16 protein-coding genes are annotated in these 17,007 nt (G+C 49.2%); 8 read left to right on the top strand and 8 right to left on the bottom strand.

All coding sequences use genetic code 11. The annotated features are described in order from the left end of the window. Positions 1-28 precede the first annotated feature (28 nt). From EIM92_RS20685 to EIM92_RS20665, 6 genes are all read right to left on the bottom strand, one after another. The gene (locus EIM92_RS20685; protein ID WP_125084451.1) at positions 29-2,272 is read right to left on the bottom strand and encodes a glycoside hydrolase family 31 protein; all 2,244 of its coding nucleotides are present in this window, start codon (positions 2,270-2,272) and stop codon (positions 29-31) included. 23 nt (positions 2,273-2,295) lie between these two features. Then, positions 2,296-3,114: a carbohydrate ABC transporter permease gene (locus EIM92_RS20680; protein ID WP_125084450.1), complete on the bottom strand. Its 819-nt coding sequence runs from the start codon at positions 3,112-3,114 to the stop codon at positions 2,296-2,298. A 2-nt stretch (positions 3,115-3,116) separates the two neighbouring features. Next, entirely contained in the window at positions 3,117-3,383 is a 267-nt protein-coding gene (locus EIM92_RS24360) for a carbohydrate ABC transporter permease (protein WP_246021090.1), read from the bottom strand. Continuing rightward, on the bottom strand, positions 3,380-4,006 hold the full coding sequence (locus tag EIM92_RS20675) for a carbohydrate ABC transporter permease (RefSeq protein ID WP_246021088.1): 627 nt from the start codon (positions 4,004-4,006) through the stop codon (positions 3,380-3,382). The genes EIM92_RS24360 and EIM92_RS20675 overlap by 4 nt, the downstream gene beginning before the upstream one ends. Before the next feature lie 115 nt (positions 4,007-4,121). Then, entirely contained in the window at positions 4,122-5,375 is a 1,254-nt protein-coding gene (locus EIM92_RS20670) for an ABC transporter substrate-binding protein (RefSeq protein ID WP_125084449.1), read from the bottom strand. Positions 5,376-5,491: 116 nt separating this feature from the next. Further along, the gene (locus EIM92_RS20665) at positions 5,492-6,541 is read right to left on the bottom strand and encodes a LacI family DNA-binding transcriptional regulator (protein WP_125084448.1); all 1,050 of its coding nucleotides are present in this window, start codon (positions 6,539-6,541) and stop codon (positions 5,492-5,494) included. 294 nt (positions 6,542-6,835) lie between these two features. On the opposite strand from EIM92_RS20665, the gene EIM92_RS20660 reads away from it, so the two are divergent. Both EIM92_RS20660 and EIM92_RS20655 read left to right on the top strand, forming a co-directional pair. Further along, a complete protein-coding gene (locus tag EIM92_RS20660) occupies positions 6,836-7,900 on the top strand; it encodes a sulfate/molybdate ABC transporter ATP-binding protein (RefSeq protein WP_125084447.1) in 1,065 nt (354 codons plus the stop codon). A gap of 323 nt (positions 7,901-8,223) precedes the next feature. Continuing rightward, positions 8,224-9,033 (top strand): MBL fold metallo-hydrolase, encoded by an 810-nt coding sequence (locus tag EIM92_RS20655; RefSeq protein WP_164515166.1) that lies wholly within the window; start codon positions 8,224-8,226, stop codon positions 9,031-9,033. A 100-nt stretch (positions 9,034-9,133) separates the two neighbouring features. Here the strand turns inward: EIM92_RS20655 and EIM92_RS20650 are convergent, their stop codons facing one another. Then, entirely contained in the window at positions 9,134-9,937 is an 804-nt protein-coding gene (locus EIM92_RS20650; protein ID WP_125084446.1) for a Cof-type HAD-IIB family hydrolase, read from the bottom strand. A 67-nt stretch (positions 9,938-10,004) separates the two neighbouring features. After that, entirely contained in the window at positions 10,005-11,009 is a 1,005-nt protein-coding gene (gene lplA, locus EIM92_RS20645; protein WP_125084445.1) for a lipoate--protein ligase, read from the bottom strand. A gap of 247 nt (positions 11,010-11,256) precedes the next feature. On the opposite strand from lplA, the gene cobD reads away from it, so the two are divergent. The 6 genes from cobD to EIM92_RS20615 all read left to right on the top strand — a co-directional run bounded on the left by cobD (position 11,257) and on the right by EIM92_RS20615 (position 16,966). Further along, complete coding sequence (gene cobD, locus EIM92_RS20640) at positions 11,257-12,351, top strand: threonine-phosphate decarboxylase CobD (protein WP_125085297.1); 1,095 nt, start codon at positions 11,257-11,259, stop codon at positions 12,349-12,351. Next, positions 12,348-13,214: an adenosylcobinamide amidohydrolase gene (locus tag EIM92_RS20635; protein WP_125084444.1), complete on the top strand. Its 867-nt coding sequence runs from the start codon at positions 12,348-12,350 to the stop codon at positions 13,212-13,214. The genes cobD and EIM92_RS20635 overlap by 4 nt, the downstream gene beginning before the upstream one ends. Then, entirely contained in the window at positions 13,211-14,182 is a 972-nt protein-coding gene (gene cbiB, locus EIM92_RS20630) for an adenosylcobinamide-phosphate synthase CbiB (RefSeq protein WP_125084443.1), read from the top strand. The genes EIM92_RS20635 and cbiB overlap by 4 nt, the downstream gene beginning before the upstream one ends. Before the next feature lie 126 nt (positions 14,183-14,308). Beyond that, positions 14,309-14,899 (top strand): histidine phosphatase family protein, encoded by a 591-nt coding sequence (locus EIM92_RS20625; RefSeq protein WP_125084442.1) that lies wholly within the window; start codon positions 14,309-14,311, stop codon positions 14,897-14,899. Positions 14,900-14,944: 45 nt separating this feature from the next. Beyond that, positions 14,945-15,895, top strand: coding sequence for an MsnO8 family LLM class oxidoreductase (locus tag EIM92_RS20620; protein WP_125084441.1), 951 nt, complete (start codon positions 14,945-14,947; stop codon positions 15,893-15,895). Between the two features lie 114 nt (positions 15,896-16,009). Then, positions 16,010-16,966, top strand: a complete 957-nt coding sequence (locus EIM92_RS20615) for a methyltransferase domain-containing protein (RefSeq protein ID WP_125084440.1) — start codon at positions 16,010-16,012, stop codon at positions 16,964-16,966. Positions 16,967-17,007 lie beyond the last annotated feature (41 nt).

Below are 17,007 nucleotides of genomic sequence, written 5' to 3'. Positions count from 1 at the left end.
CTTTTTCTTGTTTAAGCTATCATAGAGATTAGTTTACTTCTACCCAATCCTGACGCAGCGGATGGTAAAATTTCCCCTGGCCTTGTGTAATTCCTTCGTTAGTGTAGTTGGTTATGCTTACTTTCTCCCAGTCGATGTGATCCGTCGTCAGCGCAGCCTCTACATGCGGGATCGAAGCACCTGCGCGAACGAGCATAATGATAGGAATTTGACCGGCCTGAATCGTTAACCATTGCTGACCTTCGTAAACGGCTCCGGTCTGATAATCCACCCATTGTCCTTGCGGCAAGTAGACAATGCGATGATCAGTTTCTTCGAACAGTGGCGCGACGAGAATGTCGGAGCCGAAGAAATATTGATCCTCAATCATCCAGCAGGTTGGATCATCCGGAAATTCCAGGAACATCGCTCTCAGCAGCGGATGTCCAGCTTGCGAGCTTAAATAGGCTTGGGTATATATATAAGGCATTAGCTTGTATTTCATTTCGGCAGCAGCGCGGAAATCGTCTATAAACGAGTCACTGTATGCCCAAGGCTCCTTCGGAGGGGCGCCGTGGCAGCGGCTATGGGATGTCAGCATGCCAAAAGGCATCCAACGGCGGTACAGTGCCTCAGGGCTCTCTTTGACAAATCCACCAATATCATGGCTCCAATAAGTGAAACCACTTAGACCGATCGAGAGGGCGGCTCTTAAACATGCCAGCATAGCCGAATCGGTATTCTCCGTATCGCCGCCCCAATGGATCGGATAGCGCTGGCTTCCAGCCCAAGCGCTGCGCGCCCAAATAATATGCTCTCCGTTGACGCGCTCGGTTACATCGGCAACCGCTTTGTTGTAGCGGAGCGGGTATAAGTTATGCTCTAATCGGCCGCTTTGACCGGAGTGGAATCGCCCGAAGATCGGTGCTCCTTCACCAAAGTCTGCCTTAATGGCACTTACGCCCATTTCGAGCAGCTCGGCGATTTTTTCCTGATACCAGGCTACGGTCTCTGGATTACTAAAGTCCAGAATCGCATCCTCTGTTGGCAGGTTCCCATCAGGATCGGTTACGACAAGCCCTTTATCGATCAGCTCCTGGAAGTAGCGGTTTGTCGGTGTGAAATAAGGGATTTGCCACAGGCTGACGCGAAGCCCCTGTTTGCGCAAGTCCTCGATCATTTTCCGCGGATCGTCGAACCGGGTGTGGGAAAATTCATAATCACAGCGCCAGTCCTCTTCAAACCATCCTGTATCTAGATGGATGACGTCGCATGGAATTTGGTGCTCCTGCAGCTTCTGAGCAACTTCACGGGTCTGTGCCTCCGAATCGTACGTAATTCGGCTCATCCATAGGCCAAAGGACCATAGTGGCGGTACCGGGCTTTTGCCAGTCAATGCCGTATATTCGCCTAGTACTTCTTTCGGATCACCGAAGAAGAAGAGATCCATACTGTCATCATCCATGTAAATTGTATTGGCCGCATCGTACTCTTTGCCGATATCGAGTGTCATCGGCGCTGTCGAGTGGATGAACATACCGTACTGCCTGCTGCTCAGGAAGAAAGGAATTGGTTTGTACATATCGCCGGTCTGTACGCTGAGGGAGTCGCGGGTCCACAGATCGATGCGCTGGCCGCGCTTATTCAATCCTGTGAAGGATTCGCCGGTACCATAAATTTTCTCTCCTGGCGACAGGCTGAAGGTGGCTGCGATTTTATGAGACATATCTTGAATTGAACGGGCAAATGAAAATGGGACAGGGTACATATTCTGCAAGCTGAAGGTATCTTTATGATGCCAGGTTTGCGTCAGTATTTTTCCATTCGCGTCTTTAAAGGTTAGGTGGAAAGGATGAAGGCCGAGCTCAACCTTTCCGAATGGGCTCTCCCAAACATAGCCATGTTCATTTTGTGTAGCAGATGTCCACGATGTATCTTCGCTAATTTCTCCCGAAATCATGAGAGAAGGCTGTTCTTTGGCTACTTTTCTTCGTGTTTGGATGCGAATGCGTGCTGTTCTTGGTGTAACAAAGGATATATCAAATGGCATTACAGGAGACTCCGGATATTCTACCGGGAACTCCCAGGATTGGGCAGGTTCAATAAAGAAGTCATATTGGTTGAATGCCAGTCTCGGCTTGCGGGTAGAGCGAAGCCATTTGATCTGGCCGCTTCGCGTTTGCGGATCAAAGTCGGTGACCTGATCGCCCATAAAATTCAGTGTATCGGATTGATGAAAGGGAATGCTAACATCGATTGCTTCATTGAGTCTGCTAGTTTGATAATGCTTCATGGATTTCCCCACCTATATTTATATTATTTAACCGCTCCGTTAGTAAGTCCGCTGATAATATAACGCTGTAATACGATGAACATGGCCAGTACTGGAAGAATGGTTATCGTGGCAAAGGACAATAGATTGTTCCATTGAATGCCGTATTTTCCCATGGAGTTGTATACGCCTGCAGTTAAAGGCCACATATTGGAATCACTAATGAAGGTCATGCTGTAAATCAAATCGCCCCAGGCAAATAAGAAAGAAAACGTAGCTGATATGATAATTCCCGGATATGAAATAGGAATCATGATTCTTAAAAATGCAGTAAACCTGTTACAACCGTCGATCATCGCCGCGTCTTCTAGCTCTTTAGGCGCATTCAGGAAATACGTTCGGAGGATCAGTACGGAGAAAGGAATCCCCAACGTTGCCGTAGCTAGAATTGGTGCTACCAGACTGTTTAGCAATGCCATCTTCTTGAATAAGATAAACAGTGGCGTAAGAACTACAGTTACCGGCAGCATTTGTGTAACTAGGAAGAAGAGAATCATCCACTTCTTTCCGGGTACTGGATATCTTGCAAGTCCGTATGAAGCGGGGATGGCGAGAACAACAACGATAGCCATCGAACTAATGGCTACTATGAAACTGTTGATGAAGCTTCTTCCGAGTGTGCCGATTAGCTGTGAGGTATAACCTTCCACATACCATTCATTTGGAATAAGTGTCGGCGGCATTTGGAAAATTTCCCCTTGAATTTTGAAAGAGCTGATGATCATCCAGTAAATAGGGAACAAGAGCGCGCTTACAATAAGGATTCCAACTATACTTAAGGTAATCTCTTTTGATCTTCGCATTTCTACATCACCTCATCGCTGCGAACCATGCGCAAATAAATCAGACTGACTATAAACAGTATAATGAATAGAATGTTGGAAGCTGCTGCACCTTGTGAGAAATTGAACTGATCAAAAGATAGCTTATAGGCCAAGGTCGAAAGCACTTCCGTCGCATTTACTGGTCCGCCGGCGGTCATGACGAAGATCAGGTCGAACACTTTAAATGTAAAGATGAATCCCATCATGATGACGACCATAATGACAGGGCGAAGCATCGGTAGGGTCATGTGAACGAATTGTTTGAATTTGTTCGCGCCATCGATGGATGCCGCCTCATAAATATACTGGGAAGCGATGAGAGTCCGGTAGAGAGAAGCATCATGTTAAACGGTGCACCGACCCAAACGTTGGCGATAATGACGCTCCACATGGCGAGCTCAGGGTGAGTCAGCCATTCAATCGGCTGATCCACGATACCGATCGAGATCAGAGCGTAGTTGATGATTCCGACGCTTTGATTAAACATGAATTTGAACAAGAGAGATGTAATGACGATAGGAACAAGATACGACACAAGTGTAAAGCCGCGAAGCATTCCGGCCAATCGAAATTTCATATTGAAGAATAGGGCCAAGGCAAAGCCAATCGTAAATTGCAGGAAGATACTCCAAAACGTAAAGAAAAAAGTATTTTTGAATGCACTCTGAAAAGAATCCTGCCCGATGACATTACGATAATTTTCTAGCCCGGCGAACGCGATATCCGGATTGTTGAGTGTCATGAGATCCAGATGCTGAAAGCTGATTTTAAAGTTATAGAAGAGCGGATAACCGATCAATACCAGCATGAAAATAAGTGCAGGAACTACATAGGCTAGACTGATCAGCAGATTTTTTCTGTTTAATTCCACAAGTACTGCCCCTTTCTAGGGATTGTCCCTCTCCAACACTATAAATCATGGTGGTTGGAGAGGAAGTAATGGAGTCTTATTTGCCTAATGTGTTATGATGGAAATATGCCTTGCGTCATGGATTGATAATACCTTTGATTTTATTTCCGGCTTCTGTTGCTGCAGCTGCTGGATCCATGGCCAAGGAGAACGACTTTTGATAGGCTTCCTGGATGATGGAGGAAATTTCCGGCCATTTCGGATGCGGGCCGCGTGGCTGCGCGGACTGCATTTGCTCCAGGAATCCGCTCAAATGGGCATCACTCTTCCAATGGTCGGACTTTTCTGCGACATCCTGACGAGGAGAGAAGTAACCGGTTTGTACGAGGAAGTTCTCCAGTTGTTCAGCCTCTGACATCCATCTCAGGAAATCCCAAGCACCATCTACGTTATTGCCTTTAATGATAGCGATATTCTCTCCACCGAGCACGGAAGCCTCCTGCTTGTCGATCGGCAGCTTGGCGATAGCGAAGTTCATATCGGGAGCATCCGCTTTTACACCCGCGATATTCCAAGGGCCATTCACCATCATGGCTAGCTTACCGGAAGAAAATTGTTTTAAAGTATCACCGTTCGTTAGGTTGATGACTTCTTTACTCACGGAGCCGTCTTTGATGAGATCCGTTAGGAAAGAGAATGCACGGGCAGCTTCGGGAGAATCGATGTTATCGTAGTTTGCCCCGGTTGACAGAAGCCATGGAAGGAAGTCGAAGGCGCCTTCTTCGGATTTCACAGCAGCAAATCCTAGGCCGTAGCGATCGCCGACCGTTAATTTCTTCGCTGTTTCACGAAGCTCATCCCATGTTTTTGGCGGAGCGGTAATTCCAGCTTCTTCAAACATATCGGTGTTATAGAAAAGGGCAAGCGTGTTGCTTGTGAATGGAAGGCCATAGAGCTTGCCGTCGTATTTAGCGGATTCCAGCGGACCTTCGAGGTATTGACTACCTTGTCCCCATTCGTTAACACGTTCTGTAATGTCTTCAAAAATACCGGCTGCCGCAAAGGAAGCGTGGTCAGGGTTATCGACGGTTACGATATCCGGCAATTCTTCACCCATTAAGCCAACGGACATTCTCTTTTTCATATCGCCGAATGGCACATATTGTCCGACAACTTCGTACTGATCCTGCGAGCTGTTATATTTTTGGATGGCTTCTTTGATCGCATTTTCTTCATTTCCGCCAAAGTAATACCAGAAGGCAACTTGCTTTGTCTCTCCGCCGTTACTATCTTTGTTTTTGTCGGCGGTGTTTTGATTTCCTCCGCATGCTGTGAGCACGAGAGTGAAGATCATCATGGCAATGAGGATGAGTGATGCCTTTTTTTTCATATTTACGAGCCCTTTGTTTTTTTAATGAGTAAAAACATGATTGGAATGATTTATAATTGATGTACGTTAATCATTTTTTGGTAAAGGGTGTTAAGTAACGAAAAGCTTAGTAAAAATTATAGAAAAAAATTGGCGTTTTCTTTAAGAGCAACTTCAAGCTTGCTTAAGTTTAAGGATGGTATAAAGTCTGATGGACGAGTCAAATGATCAAACAACATCTTGACGGCAGTATAGCCCTGATTATGCGGATCTTGGCAAATCGTTGCCGTAATGATATCTTTCTGCAAATACTCATGTACCTCCGGATTCATATCATGGCCGATGAGAACTGCGTCCAGTCCCCATTTTTCGATATACTGTGCCATGGCGGCAAGTTGTCCGGTGGCCAAATATATGCCGTCTACCTCTGAAAGTTGGCCTTTCATTAAGATTTCCATAGAGCTCTCGATATTATTCCAATCCAGTTTAAGAGGACCAATCATTTGTACGTTGTCGTAATGCCCGATGATCTCGCGAAAGCCTAGAATCTTTTGCTGGAACTGAAACATGTTCTCCGTCTCGAGGATGAAGGCTAATTTCCCTTTGCGCCCGATAAATTTACATAATAATTCCGCGGCTAATTTCCCTGCATCGCGATAATCGCAGCCGACATAAAATAATCGCTTACTAATGGGAGAGTCGGTATTAAACGTGCAGGTGGCTATGCCTCTATTAACAGCCTTGTCTATCAGCTCGGCGATCTCGAATGAACCATCGGAGGAAATAGCGATGCCATCGTATTTACCGCTGTCAACAACTTCGTTAATGATTTCGATCTGCTCTTCAATGTTGTTATTTATTGTACGGATAATATCTACTTGAAGGCCGAAATGAGACAATTCATCGAGTGCATTCTTCACGCCGATTTCAATCTGCTCCCAGAAATAAATAGGATAAGTCTGGAAAATAACAGCAATAGAAATCATTTTGTTTCTAGATAGGTAGCTTGCTGACTTGTTAGGTGAGTAGTTTAACTCCTCGACAGCCTGCATGATTCTGTCGTAGGTAGCCTTTTTGACATTCCCCCTCTGGTTTAATGCTCGATCGATCGTAGCTACTGATAACCCGAGTTTTTCCGCTAGCGTTTTTACGGTTACCTTGTTGTGAGACTCTTTTGACATGCTCATCACCTTTCACATCCCTGCTCTCGAAACTAATATAATATAAAGCATGAGGGAATGTCAACGCTTTCATTCACAAGAATGATTAACGTTAATCATTCCAGGATTCAGACTCCTATTCAGCACCGTTAAAAATGCTTCATGGATCAGGATTGGATGTGAATATAAAATTATGAAAAGTAGTGGATTGACGGTAAAGGCAGGGTTTGGTAAAGTATTTTTATGACATAATACCGAGTAAATTCATAAGAATAATATATGAAGCTGTAAACTGGGATCGAGCGAAGGAGTGTGACCTGAATGCATGTAGAAGTAAGGAACTTGGATAAACATTTTGGGAACTTTCATGCGGTAAAAGACGTTAGTTTTGGAATCGAAAAAGGGCAGCTTATCGGTCTGCTTGGGCCGAGCGGCGGGGGGAAAACTTCTATTTTGCGTATTTTGGCAGGTCTGGAACAGCCTGATTCTGGAGAGATTTTGTTTCATGGTCAGCGGGTGAACGCGCTTGCTCCGCAAGAGCGCGGGATCGGCTTCGTATTTCAAAGCTATGCATTATTTAAACACATGACGGTGTTCGATAATATAGCCTTTGGGCTTCAGATAAAGAAGGTTCCCAAAGCCAAGATTAAAGAACGGGTCATGGAGCTAGTGGAACTTACGGGGTTAAAAGGCTTCGAGCAGCGCTATCCGCATCAGTTGTCGGGAGGACAGCGCCAGCGCGTTGCTTTCGCCCGGGCTTTGGCGCCGGAGCCCCAGCTGTTGCTGCTCGATGAACCGTTTGCGGCGATCGATGCCAAGATACGGAAGGAGCTGCGCTCCTGGCTTCGTGATCTGATTGAGCGTGTTGGGATTACTTCTATTTTCGTTACTCATGACCAAGATGAGGCTATTGAGGTAGCGGACGAAATCATGATCATAAACCAGGGCCGCCTGGAGCAGAAGGGTACGCCATGGGATATTTATAAAGAGCCGCATACGCCGTTTGTAGCTTCATTTATCGGCCAGTCTACACTAGTGGAAAGAGCCTCTGATTTGAAAGGCTTTGAGAAGGAGGCGGAGGGGCCTGGTATCCGTGCCTTTATTCGCCCGGAATATATCGAGGTGGGAACCGAGCAGGAGTTCATTTTGAAATCGGCTACGGCACCGGCGATCGTGAAGCATCTGCATTTCCGCGGTAGTGAATGGCTTGTTGAGGTCGAGGTCAGTGGGCATAAGCTGACGACGTTCCGTTCGTTGGAGAAGGAGACACTCCACGCGGGCCAGGAGGTACGGGTACTTGTGCATCGGGCCTATCTGTTTAATGATGAGAAGAGCTGGATTGTAGAGAATCCGTTAAAAGCAGAACCGTTAACCGTAATGATCTAAGTTAGGCGAGTGTAAAATCATAATTTTTTCTAGTGAAGATGCGGCGTTTAAATAACCGTCCTTGATAAATTCAGGGCGGTTATTTTTAATGAGGTCAGAATGAATGAGGGTCAGAATCAGTGAGGCAAGGAGCAGTAGAAGAAGGACGGAATACATTCAGATGACAGAGGATTTAGGCAGAAAACTTATGTTATGATGAACCAGGCACGATGCCGGAGGCAGGAATATCCTGGATTTATAAAGGGAAAGTGGCTTGAATGGCTCGCTATAATAAACATAATTGTACCAAAAAGCTTACTGAGTAACGAGGTGAACAAAACAGGATGACTAAAAAGGCAGATCAACTAACGTTTTTGGGAACCGGGGACGCAATGGGCGTACCTAGGGTGTATTGTGAATGCGAGGTATGCCAGGAGGCGAGACATCGGGGAATCAATCGGCGCTTTCGCTCATCCGTGATGCTCGAAAGTGTAGACGGGACATTTCTGATCGATTGTGGCCCGGATTGGCGTGAGGCGATGGAGCGTCATGCCCTGCGCTATGTTGAGCATATTCTGGTGACGCATGCTCATTTTGATCATATCGGGGGACTTCCGGAATGGGCGGACTCCTGTCGTTGGTTAAATCGCCGGGGACAGCTGTATGCGCCACAGGAAGTGATTGACATGATTTTACGTCAATATCCCTGGCTGCCGGGGCAGCTGGATATGCACGCTGTAGATCAGGGCTTGGAACTGGCAGGATGGCACATCGAAGGCTGGAAGGTCTTTCATGGTAAGAATGGCTTCTCCTATGCCTACCGGCTGACTAAGCAGGGATATACTTGGGCTTATTGCTCAGATGCAATCGCGCTCCCGGAGGAGCAGAAGAAGCCACTTCACGGCTTGGATTTACTTATTCTTGGCACGAGCTTTTACGAGGAAAAGGCCGAATTTTCGACCCGCTCAGTCTACGATATGAAAGAAGCAATGCAGCTTTTGCAGGAGATTCAGCCGAAGTATTCCCTGTTCACTCATATGTCGCATGATATTGATTTGCGCTGCCGCGACTATGGACTCCCCGAAGATGTGGAGCTGGCTTATTCGGGAAGAACTGTTTTGTTGGAGCAAGAAGGCAAGGCAGAGCAAGCTTGAAGAAAATTATATAATACGACAAAATAAAGTATATAACACGACGTTAAAAAGAACCCCGCTAGTTAAATGGCGAGGTTCTTCTTGATCCTTGAAACAGCACTTAGGATTCCCGGTTAAAAATAAACTTGTCGATGACGCGCTTAACCCCATCTTCATTATTGCTCAAAGTTACATAATCCGCGATTTGCTTCAGTGCCGGGATCGCATTGCCCATGGCGACGCCAAGTCCTGCGGCTTCCAGCATTTCGTGGTCATTCCAGGAATCGCCGATCGCAATCGTATTCTTCAGATCGCAGCCGAAATGTTGGGCGATAAATTTCAATGCATGGCCTTTAGTTCCCTCATGGTGCATGAATTCCAGGAAGTTCGGTTTAGATTTAGTAATATGCACCTCAGGTCCCAGCAGCTCGCGGAGAACCGGAGCGATTTCATCCAGGTAATCGGGCTCGTCGATAATTAGCATTTTTGGCGTTGGCTGAGCAACCAGCTTGGCAAAGTCCGGCTCGATAAAATATTCGGTGTTGTTGAGGGAAGTATAATCGATCAGCTTCTGATTTTCCTCTCTGGAGTACAGCTTATCATCGATATACGTTTGCAAATGCAGATCATGCTCCAAGCAATACTCGAATAATCTGCTGGCTGCTTCCAGAGGAAGATAGCGCTCGTATAGCACTTCTTCATCCAATAGATTTTTTACGTAGGCGCCCTGGTATGTAATAATTGGCACATTCAGACCGGTTTGGCGGGCAACAGCTTGAGCGGAGGAATAAGCTCTCCCCGTGGCTAGTGTAACGACCACCCCAGCAGTAATGGCTTCTTCTAACGCTTGTTGGGTTGCCGGGGTAACCTCTTTATCATCATTGATTAAAGTATCATCAATATCAATTGCTATGAGTTTGTACATCGTTTAGGTATCTCCTCTGCCGCGTATTATTTATATTACACGTTGCTACTCTATTCCTTCACCCTTGCTATTCTTTCAGGAAGACCAGGCCTACGAAATCATCGAACTCCAGATTGCCGAAATAGTGCTTTATATCAATGTCGGCCAGCGCTTCCCGCACGGCTTGCTCCTCGTGACGCACTCCGCGAAGCTTGTCCTCAATATCGGCGACGTCACCTACCCCGAAGAAGTCGCCGTAAATTTTAATGTCATGGATATGGCCATCCTTAATATCCATACGAAGATCAATGATACCGATCGGGAACTTTTTCGTATGTTTCACATTGGATTCCGGGGACAAACCGAAATTCCAATCCCAGTTCTTATAGCGTTCCTTGGAAATTTCGTGAATCTTGCTCCAATCGTTCTCGTTTAAATGATATTGCGGAACCTTGTCCGCATCCATGCCAAAAATATGCCGCAGCAGCTCGGCGCGGAATTCTTCGATCGTCATTTTATGCTCTAGAAAATCGATGATGTTGGCTACCCGGCTGCGCACGGACTTGGTGCTCTTGGATTTAAACTTCTCCGGATTCGCATGGAGCGAAGCGGCGACATCATTGAGATTCAAGTTGAACATGAGCGTGCCATGGCTGAACATACGTCCGCGCGTGGAGAACTGGGCGTTGCCGGATATTTTCTGTTCGCCGACCTGCAGATCGTTGCGTCCGGTCATCTCCGCATTGACCCCGAGAGATTGCAGAGCCTCAACGACCGGCTGTGTAAACTTGCGGAAGTTATGAAAGGATTGTCCATCGTCCTTGGTAATAAAGCTGAAGTTCAAGTTCCCGAGATCGTGGTAGACCGCTCCGCCGCCGGACAGACGGCGTACGACTTGAATGTTGTTCTCTTTGACGTAATCGAGATTAATCTCCTCAATCGTATTCTGATGCTTGCCGATAATGATCGACGGTGCATTAATATAGAACAGCAAATAGCTGTCATCTTCGAGTGGAAGATGCTTCAGCGCGTACTCCTCAATGGCCAGATTGACCGAGGCATCGGTAATTCCCTGGTTATCAATAAATAGCATGACTCTTCCTCCATCAGATCTATATTTTAAATGTAATTTGAAATATCCTACCGTATTTATTGTAAACCAATTAGAGACCGAAACCAAAGGGAAAAACGCGGTATTCAGCATTTTTCATTTAATGGAAGACGTGCATTCGACCAACATTGACGTAGGATAGGCATTCACCTCATAATGAGGGCATTGAACTTGCGGGCGAAAAACTGCCAAGACATACTAATGGTTTATGGAAAAGAGGAATGGCAAAATGTTGGAAGTGTACGGACATGGAGGAGATGTAGAGTCGGCAGCACTGCGATACGGTCTTGAGCCGGGGCAATTCACCGACTTTAGTGCAAACATTAACCCACTCGGGCCGCCGCCCGGTATGCTGGAGGCGCTGCAGGCAGCGCTGCCCGAGATTGTGAGGTATCCTGATCCGGGCCATCGGGCCCTGCTTTCTATGTTGGCCGAGCGTCACGGGGCTTCGCAGGGGGCAATTTGCGTCGGCAACGGCGCGGCGGAAATCATGAGTCTTATTTTATTGGCGTTAGCACCGAATAAGGTTGGCGTTGTACAGCCCTGCTTCTCCGAATATGAAACGCTGTCCCGGCAATTTGGAGCTGAGGTTCAGATGGTTTACGGCATTGCAGAGCGGGACTACCGAGCAGCCCCCGAGCAAATTGTAAAGCTTATGGCGTCGAGCGACCTGGTGTTCCTCGGCCAGCCGAACAACCCCAACGGAGTTCAATATGAGGTGGAGCAATTGCGGCTGCTTGCGGAGTCCGCGGAGCAGCAGAAGACTTATCTTGTATTGGATGAGGCCTTTATCGATTTTATTCCCGCGGAACGCCGCCAATCGCTGCTGCCCGAGCTGGAGCAATATCCGCATGTCATCCTCGTTCGGTCCATGACGAAGTTTTACGCGATTCCCGGACTGCGGCTTGGTTATGGTATCGCACATCCACAAATAATCGCCGCGATGAGGAGCAAGCAGGTGACTTGGAGCGTCAATATTTTGGCGCTGCGAGCAGGGGAGATCAGCCTTCAGGCTGGGGAAGAATATGTAACAGCGACGATCTCCGCCATTGCTAAGGAACGGAAGTATCTTGCCTCGGAGCTGGGACGCTTGGGCTGCGAGGTAACACCTGGGGAAGCCAACTACCTTCTTTTGAAGCTTCCAGCGCCTTGGACGGCCGGCAGCATGCAGGAGGCGCTTGGACGACGTGGTGTGCTTGTGCGAAGCTGTGCGATGTATCCAGGGCTGGACGAGGGCCATATTCGCGTCGCAGTGAAGGATCGGGCGGCCAATACATTGCTGATCGGGGAGATGCAGCTGATTATTGGAGGTGGCGAGGGATGACGACTCCTTTTTTGCATGTTCAAAATAATCAAACGAACCAGACATATGAAAACAATCCAACCGGCAGAACTGATTTTAACGACCAGTTGGATCGAGGGGAGCGATTTGATTTAAAGGAACAATCCGATCCCAATCAACCATTGGTTCGATCCGATCCGAGCGGACAGGGGGTCTACCACGCGAAAATATGGCCGGGATTGAAGATATATCGGAAAGAGCGCCATATTCTGCTGGAAGCGCCGGGCCCGATGGAGAGTATAGGCAGCGCAATATACGGGGGTGGAATGAGCTCGGTGGAAAGATATGCGAACATTTATGTGGATCGGTTCTACCGTTGTGACGATCCAGTGCAGGATATCCGGAATTTGCTAGTGGGGTGGGGGTATCCTGAGCAAGGGACGGCTGGATTATTGACAGCGGTGCAGTTGAAGCACGCGGCAGTCGTTGAGGAGCAGGGCCCCGATTTTGGGGTGCTGTGCTGCGCAACAGCGGGTGTGTCCAATGCGGCCCGAGCGGGAGTGCAGCGGACGACGTTCCCGGCTTCATGGACGCCGGGAACAATAAATATTCTGCTGGTTGTTGACGGCAGAATGACTCCCGCGGCCATGGTGAACGCCGTCATTACGGCGACGGAGGCGAAAGCGGCCGCGCTTGGCGATCTCGGCGTGCGCGATGCCGAGAATGGCCTGACCGCAACCGGTACGACAACGGATGCGGTCATGCTGGGCGTCAGCCAGCGGGCGGAATGGCCGCTGCTGCACGCCTACGCGGGAACCGCGACCGACCTGGGCGGCGCTATTGGCCGCCTGGTGTACGACGCGGTTCGCGAATCTTTGGCCGCGGCCGGAGGTGCGCCGAAATGACGGCCGCGTGGTGGGTGCTGCCGGTCGCGTACGCGCTTGACCGGCTGCTCGGTGATCCGCGCTGGCTTCCCCATCCCGTCGTCGGGATGGGGAAGGCGATCGCCGCGATCGAGGCGGCTATTCGCCGCCTGGTGAAGCCCCGCGCCTACCGGGCCGCGGGGCTGCTGCTGCCGCTGCTCGTTGTGGGCGGCAGCTTTGCTTTGACCTGGGCCGTTCTGCTGCTGCTGGCCCAGGTCAGCCCGTGGCTCGCCGCGCTGGCCGAGGCTGCGCTGATCGCTACGACCATCGCGGCTAAGGGGCTGCAGGTAGCCGGCATGGAGGTATGCGGCCACCTGCGCGCTGGGGACATGCCTGCCGCGCGGCGCGCGCTCGGCATGATCGTCGGTCGCGACACCGCCCATCTCTCCGAGCCGGAGGTGGCGCGCGGCGCCGTCGAGACCGTCGCCGAGAACATCGTCGACGCTGTCATTTCCCCTCTCTTCTTTGCGCTGCTGGGTGGAGCCCCGCTGGCGATGGCTTACCGCGCCGTGAATACCCTAGACTCGATGGTCGGTTACAAAAACGATAAATACATTGATCTCGGCTGGGCGTCGGCGCGGCTTGATGATATGGCGAACTATATCCCCGCACGATTGACGGCTCTGCTGCTGATCGCCGCGGCCTGGTTTCTCCGCTTCAATGCCAAAGGCGCCGCTGCTATGGTGCGGCGCGATGCTGCGTCTCATCCGAGTCCGAACAGCGGGTACCCGGAATCAGCCGTTGCCGGGGCGCTGGGGGTTCGCCTCGGGGGTGAAAATTCGTACCACGGCGTGGTTTCTTTCCGCACATATATGGGGGATAAGAGCCGAGAACTGGAGGCCGATGACATTCCAAGAACGGGCCGCATGCTCTACTGGGTATCGAATGCCTTTGTAGTGCTTGGTACATTGCTTATTCTGGTATTGAGCTGCGGGTTTAACGGGTCATAACAGCCTAATGCCGAGAAGCCCGCTAATATTTATAGCCCCCGTTTTGTTACGTCAGGCTCCTCGCATAAAGCCTGGCGCGGTGCCAATTTCCGATAACTTATAAAGCTGCTCAGGAGGTGATGGGGATTGGAAAAACCAAGGGATCATACAGCAGAGCTGTGGCTTGCCCGTCATGGACGAACGCGCTGGAATATGGAACGGCGATATCAGGGACACTCGGATATGGCCCTGCTTGACGATGAAGCTTCCGAATTGTGCGCTCTTGAACGGGAGCTGGCAGGTATTTCCTTTTCATCTATATATTGCAGTGATCTTCTGCGCTGCCGTCAGACGCTGGCCCGGGTCAGACCGGATCTTGTCGGACAAGCGAGCTATGACTCGCGACTGCGGGAAATGAACTTCGGACACTGGGAAGGCCAGACCTATGAGATGCTGAAGGAAGATCCGCATTATCGTGCGTGGATCGACGACCCGCAGTCAGTTATCCCGCCTGAGGGAGAAGCATGGAAACGATTCGAACGGCGGGTTGCTGAGGTAGTTCAAGAATGGACAAATATAGTGAATCAAGATGCTCGGGCAAATACTGGAGAGAAAGCGCGGATTTTGGTCATTACCCATGGCGGTGTCATCTCACTCGTTGCCTCTCTACTGCTACCTAAGAAGGGGTTTTGGGATACGCAGATGAAGGCTGGCGGTATTCTGAGGCTAAATATATAGGCGGGCAAAAATAGCCGAACTAACAACGATAAGGAAGTGATGCGCATGCCGGTTATAACAGCCAGTACACATATGCCATTACAGCTTAGTGTACTGGATTTGGTACCCCGCTTGCCGGAGAGTACCGATGAAGAGGCGCTGAGACAAGCTGTGGCCTTGGCGCAGCATGCAGAGAAGTGGAGCTATGCGAGATATTGGACGGCTGAGCATCATGATATGCCCGGCTTGGCTTCTTCCTCGCCTGAAGTGCTGCTTGCTCATGTCGGGGCCAAGACGGAAAGAATTCGCCTTGGCTCCGGAGCTGTTCTCTTGCCTCATTACAGTCCGCTAAAAGTAGCGGAATGGTTCCGGCTGCTTGCTGCCCTCTATCCTGGCCGGGTCGATCTGGGGCTCGGGCGGGCGCCCGGGGGAGAAGCTCATGCTGTTATGGCTTTGAGCGGCAATTTTCTGAAGCGGGTCGCGGAGCTTCCGAAGACGATTGGCTCGTTACTAGAGCTGCTTCAGAACAATTATAAGTATGATGGACATGCTGTAATTGCGCGTCCAGAACCGCAAATCGAACCCGTGGTATGGATGCTTGGAACGAACATGAAGAGTGCTGAATATGCCGCGAAATTCGGAACGGGCTATGTCTTCGGCCATTTTATGAGTGAGCGGGACGGTACTGATGTACTTGACTCTTATCGAGCTAGCTTTAGGCCAACCGCATTGCAGAGCGAGCCAAAGACGATGCTTGCCGTAAGCGTTGTATGTGCTGCTACGGAAGAAGAGGCGGCACACTGGGAGCAAGTGTTGGATAATACTGCAGGCCAAACGGGGCGAAGTTCATTCCATAACATTATCGGCATGCCGCATAGCGTATATTTTAAGCTTAAGGAGTTACAGCATGAGTATAGCAATCATGAGTTTCTGATCGTTTCGCCTATTCCTGACTATACAGCCAGGCTGGAGGGGTATCGGCTGCTGGCAGAAGCGCTGCAGAAATGGGAAGACTAGGATGATGCCGGTACGATTGCCAGGGCTAATAGTTAGAGGTTACTGTGCAGGTGTTATTAGCCAAGGGCTTAAACAGCGTAATCCAGGAAGATGAAGGTGGAGGCATGAATCACGATGTGTAGAGATGGTATTGATCGGTATATTTATATTTATGCCTGTCATGACAATGAGCGGCGGCTGTGTGAAATGGAGCTGGAAGCTTTGTTTGGGCAGCGTCCGGGAAGCGCAGGGTATGTAGAAACGACTAGGCAGATTGATCTGAGCCGAAGCCCCTTTATTTCTTCTCGAATGGATATATTATTCACGGGAGACAGCTTGGACAGCATTGCAGCGCAAGTCGCTGAGCTGCGTTTGAATGATAGAACCTTTAAAGTTATCTGTATGAAGCGGGGAGATTTACGGACCTATGAAGAGCAGCGTGACATCGAGCGGCAGATAGGGGGGCGAATTCGCGGCAAGGCGGAAATGCGCAGACCGGACATAACTTTTGGGCTGATCTCAATCCGTGGTCATTGGTCGATTGGGATTTTCCATGAAGCGGAGCCGGTATGGCTTCGTCATAAAAATAAGCCGCGCAATTATTCCACCGGGCTCAGTACGCCCGTAGCTAGAGCATTAGTCAACATAGCGGTTCCTGATCCGCATGCCGTGAAGGTGATTGATCCATGCTGCGGGATGGGGAATGTGATGGTTGAGGCGTTATCTATGGGGATCGATATTGTAGGCAGGGATATTAATTCGCTGGCTGTTCGGGGGGCGAAGATGAATTTACGGCATTTCGGGTATGACGATGGAAGGGTTATTCTAGGTGACCTGAATGAAGTGAACGAGCCTTATGATGCAGCTATCGTGGATATGCCCTATAATTTATGTTCCGTTCTTTCTCCGGAGGAGCGTCAACAAATGCTGGGCAGCATAGAGCGTTTTAGTCAAAGAGCTGTCATCGTGTCGACGGAACCGCTTGAGGAGGAACTGACTCGATCGGGCCTTATGATTCGTGATTACGGAACGGTCAGAAAAAGTTCTTTCATTAGACATATTTGGTTATGTGAGCCGCGGCAGAGGGTATAAATGATTGTCAGATGGGCGGTTTTCGCCTATAATCCATTACA

The sequence above is a fragment of the Paenibacillus lentus genome (genome assembly GCF_003931855.1).
GTDB classification, from domain to species: Bacteria; Bacillota; Bacilli; order Paenibacillales; family Paenibacillaceae; genus Fontibacillus; species Fontibacillus lentus.
This window is presented reverse-complemented; position numbering and strand designations above follow the sequence as displayed.

What these genes read in the sequence shown, in the direction of transcription:
- EIM92_RS20685 (WP_125084451.1), bottom strand. Translation starts at nt 2,272, where the DNA reads ATGAAGCATTATCAAACTAGCAGACTCAATGAAGCAATCGATGTTAGC.
- EIM92_RS20680 (WP_125084450.1), bottom strand. Translation starts at nt 3,114, where the DNA reads ATGCGAAGATCAAAAGAGATTACCTTAAGTATAGTTGGAATCCTTATT.
- EIM92_RS24360 (WP_246021090.1), bottom strand. Translation starts at nt 3,383, where the DNA reads ATGACCCTACCGATGCTTCGCCCTGTCATTATGGTCGTCATCATGATG.
- EIM92_RS20670 (WP_125084449.1), bottom strand. Translation starts at nt 5,375, where the DNA reads ATGAAAAAAAAGGCATCACTCATCCTCATTGCCATGATGATCTTCACT.
- EIM92_RS20665 (WP_125084448.1), bottom strand. Translation starts at nt 6,541, where the DNA reads ATGAGCATGTCAAAAGAGTCTCACAACAAGGTAACCGTAAAAACGCTA.
- EIM92_RS20660 (WP_125084447.1), top strand. Translation starts at nt 6,836, where the DNA reads ATGCATGTAGAAGTAAGGAACTTGGATAAACATTTTGGGAACTTTCAT.
- EIM92_RS20655 (WP_164515166.1), top strand. Translation starts at nt 8,224, where the DNA reads ATGACTAAAAAGGCAGATCAACTAACGTTTTTGGGAACCGGGGACGCA.
- EIM92_RS20650 (WP_125084446.1), bottom strand. Translation starts at nt 9,937, where the DNA reads ATGTACAAACTCATAGCAATTGATATTGATGATACTTTAATCAATGAT.
- lplA (WP_125084445.1), bottom strand. Translation starts at nt 11,009, where the DNA reads ATGCTATTTATTGATAACCAGGGAATTACCGATGCCTCGGTCAATCTG.
- cobD (WP_125085297.1), top strand. Translation starts at nt 11,257, where the DNA reads ATGTTGGAAGTGTACGGACATGGAGGAGATGTAGAGTCGGCAGCACTG.
- EIM92_RS20635 (WP_125084444.1), top strand. Translation starts at nt 12,348, where the DNA reads ATGACGACTCCTTTTTTGCATGTTCAAAATAATCAAACGAACCAGACA.
- cbiB (WP_125084443.1), top strand. Translation starts at nt 13,211, where the DNA reads ATGACGGCCGCGTGGTGGGTGCTGCCGGTCGCGTACGCGCTTGACCGG.
- EIM92_RS20620 (WP_125084441.1), top strand. Translation starts at nt 14,945, where the DNA reads ATGCCGGTTATAACAGCCAGTACACATATGCCATTACAGCTTAGTGTA.
- EIM92_RS20615 (WP_125084440.1), top strand. Translation starts at nt 16,010, where the DNA reads ATGTGTAGAGATGGTATTGATCGGTATATTTATATTTATGCCTGTCAT.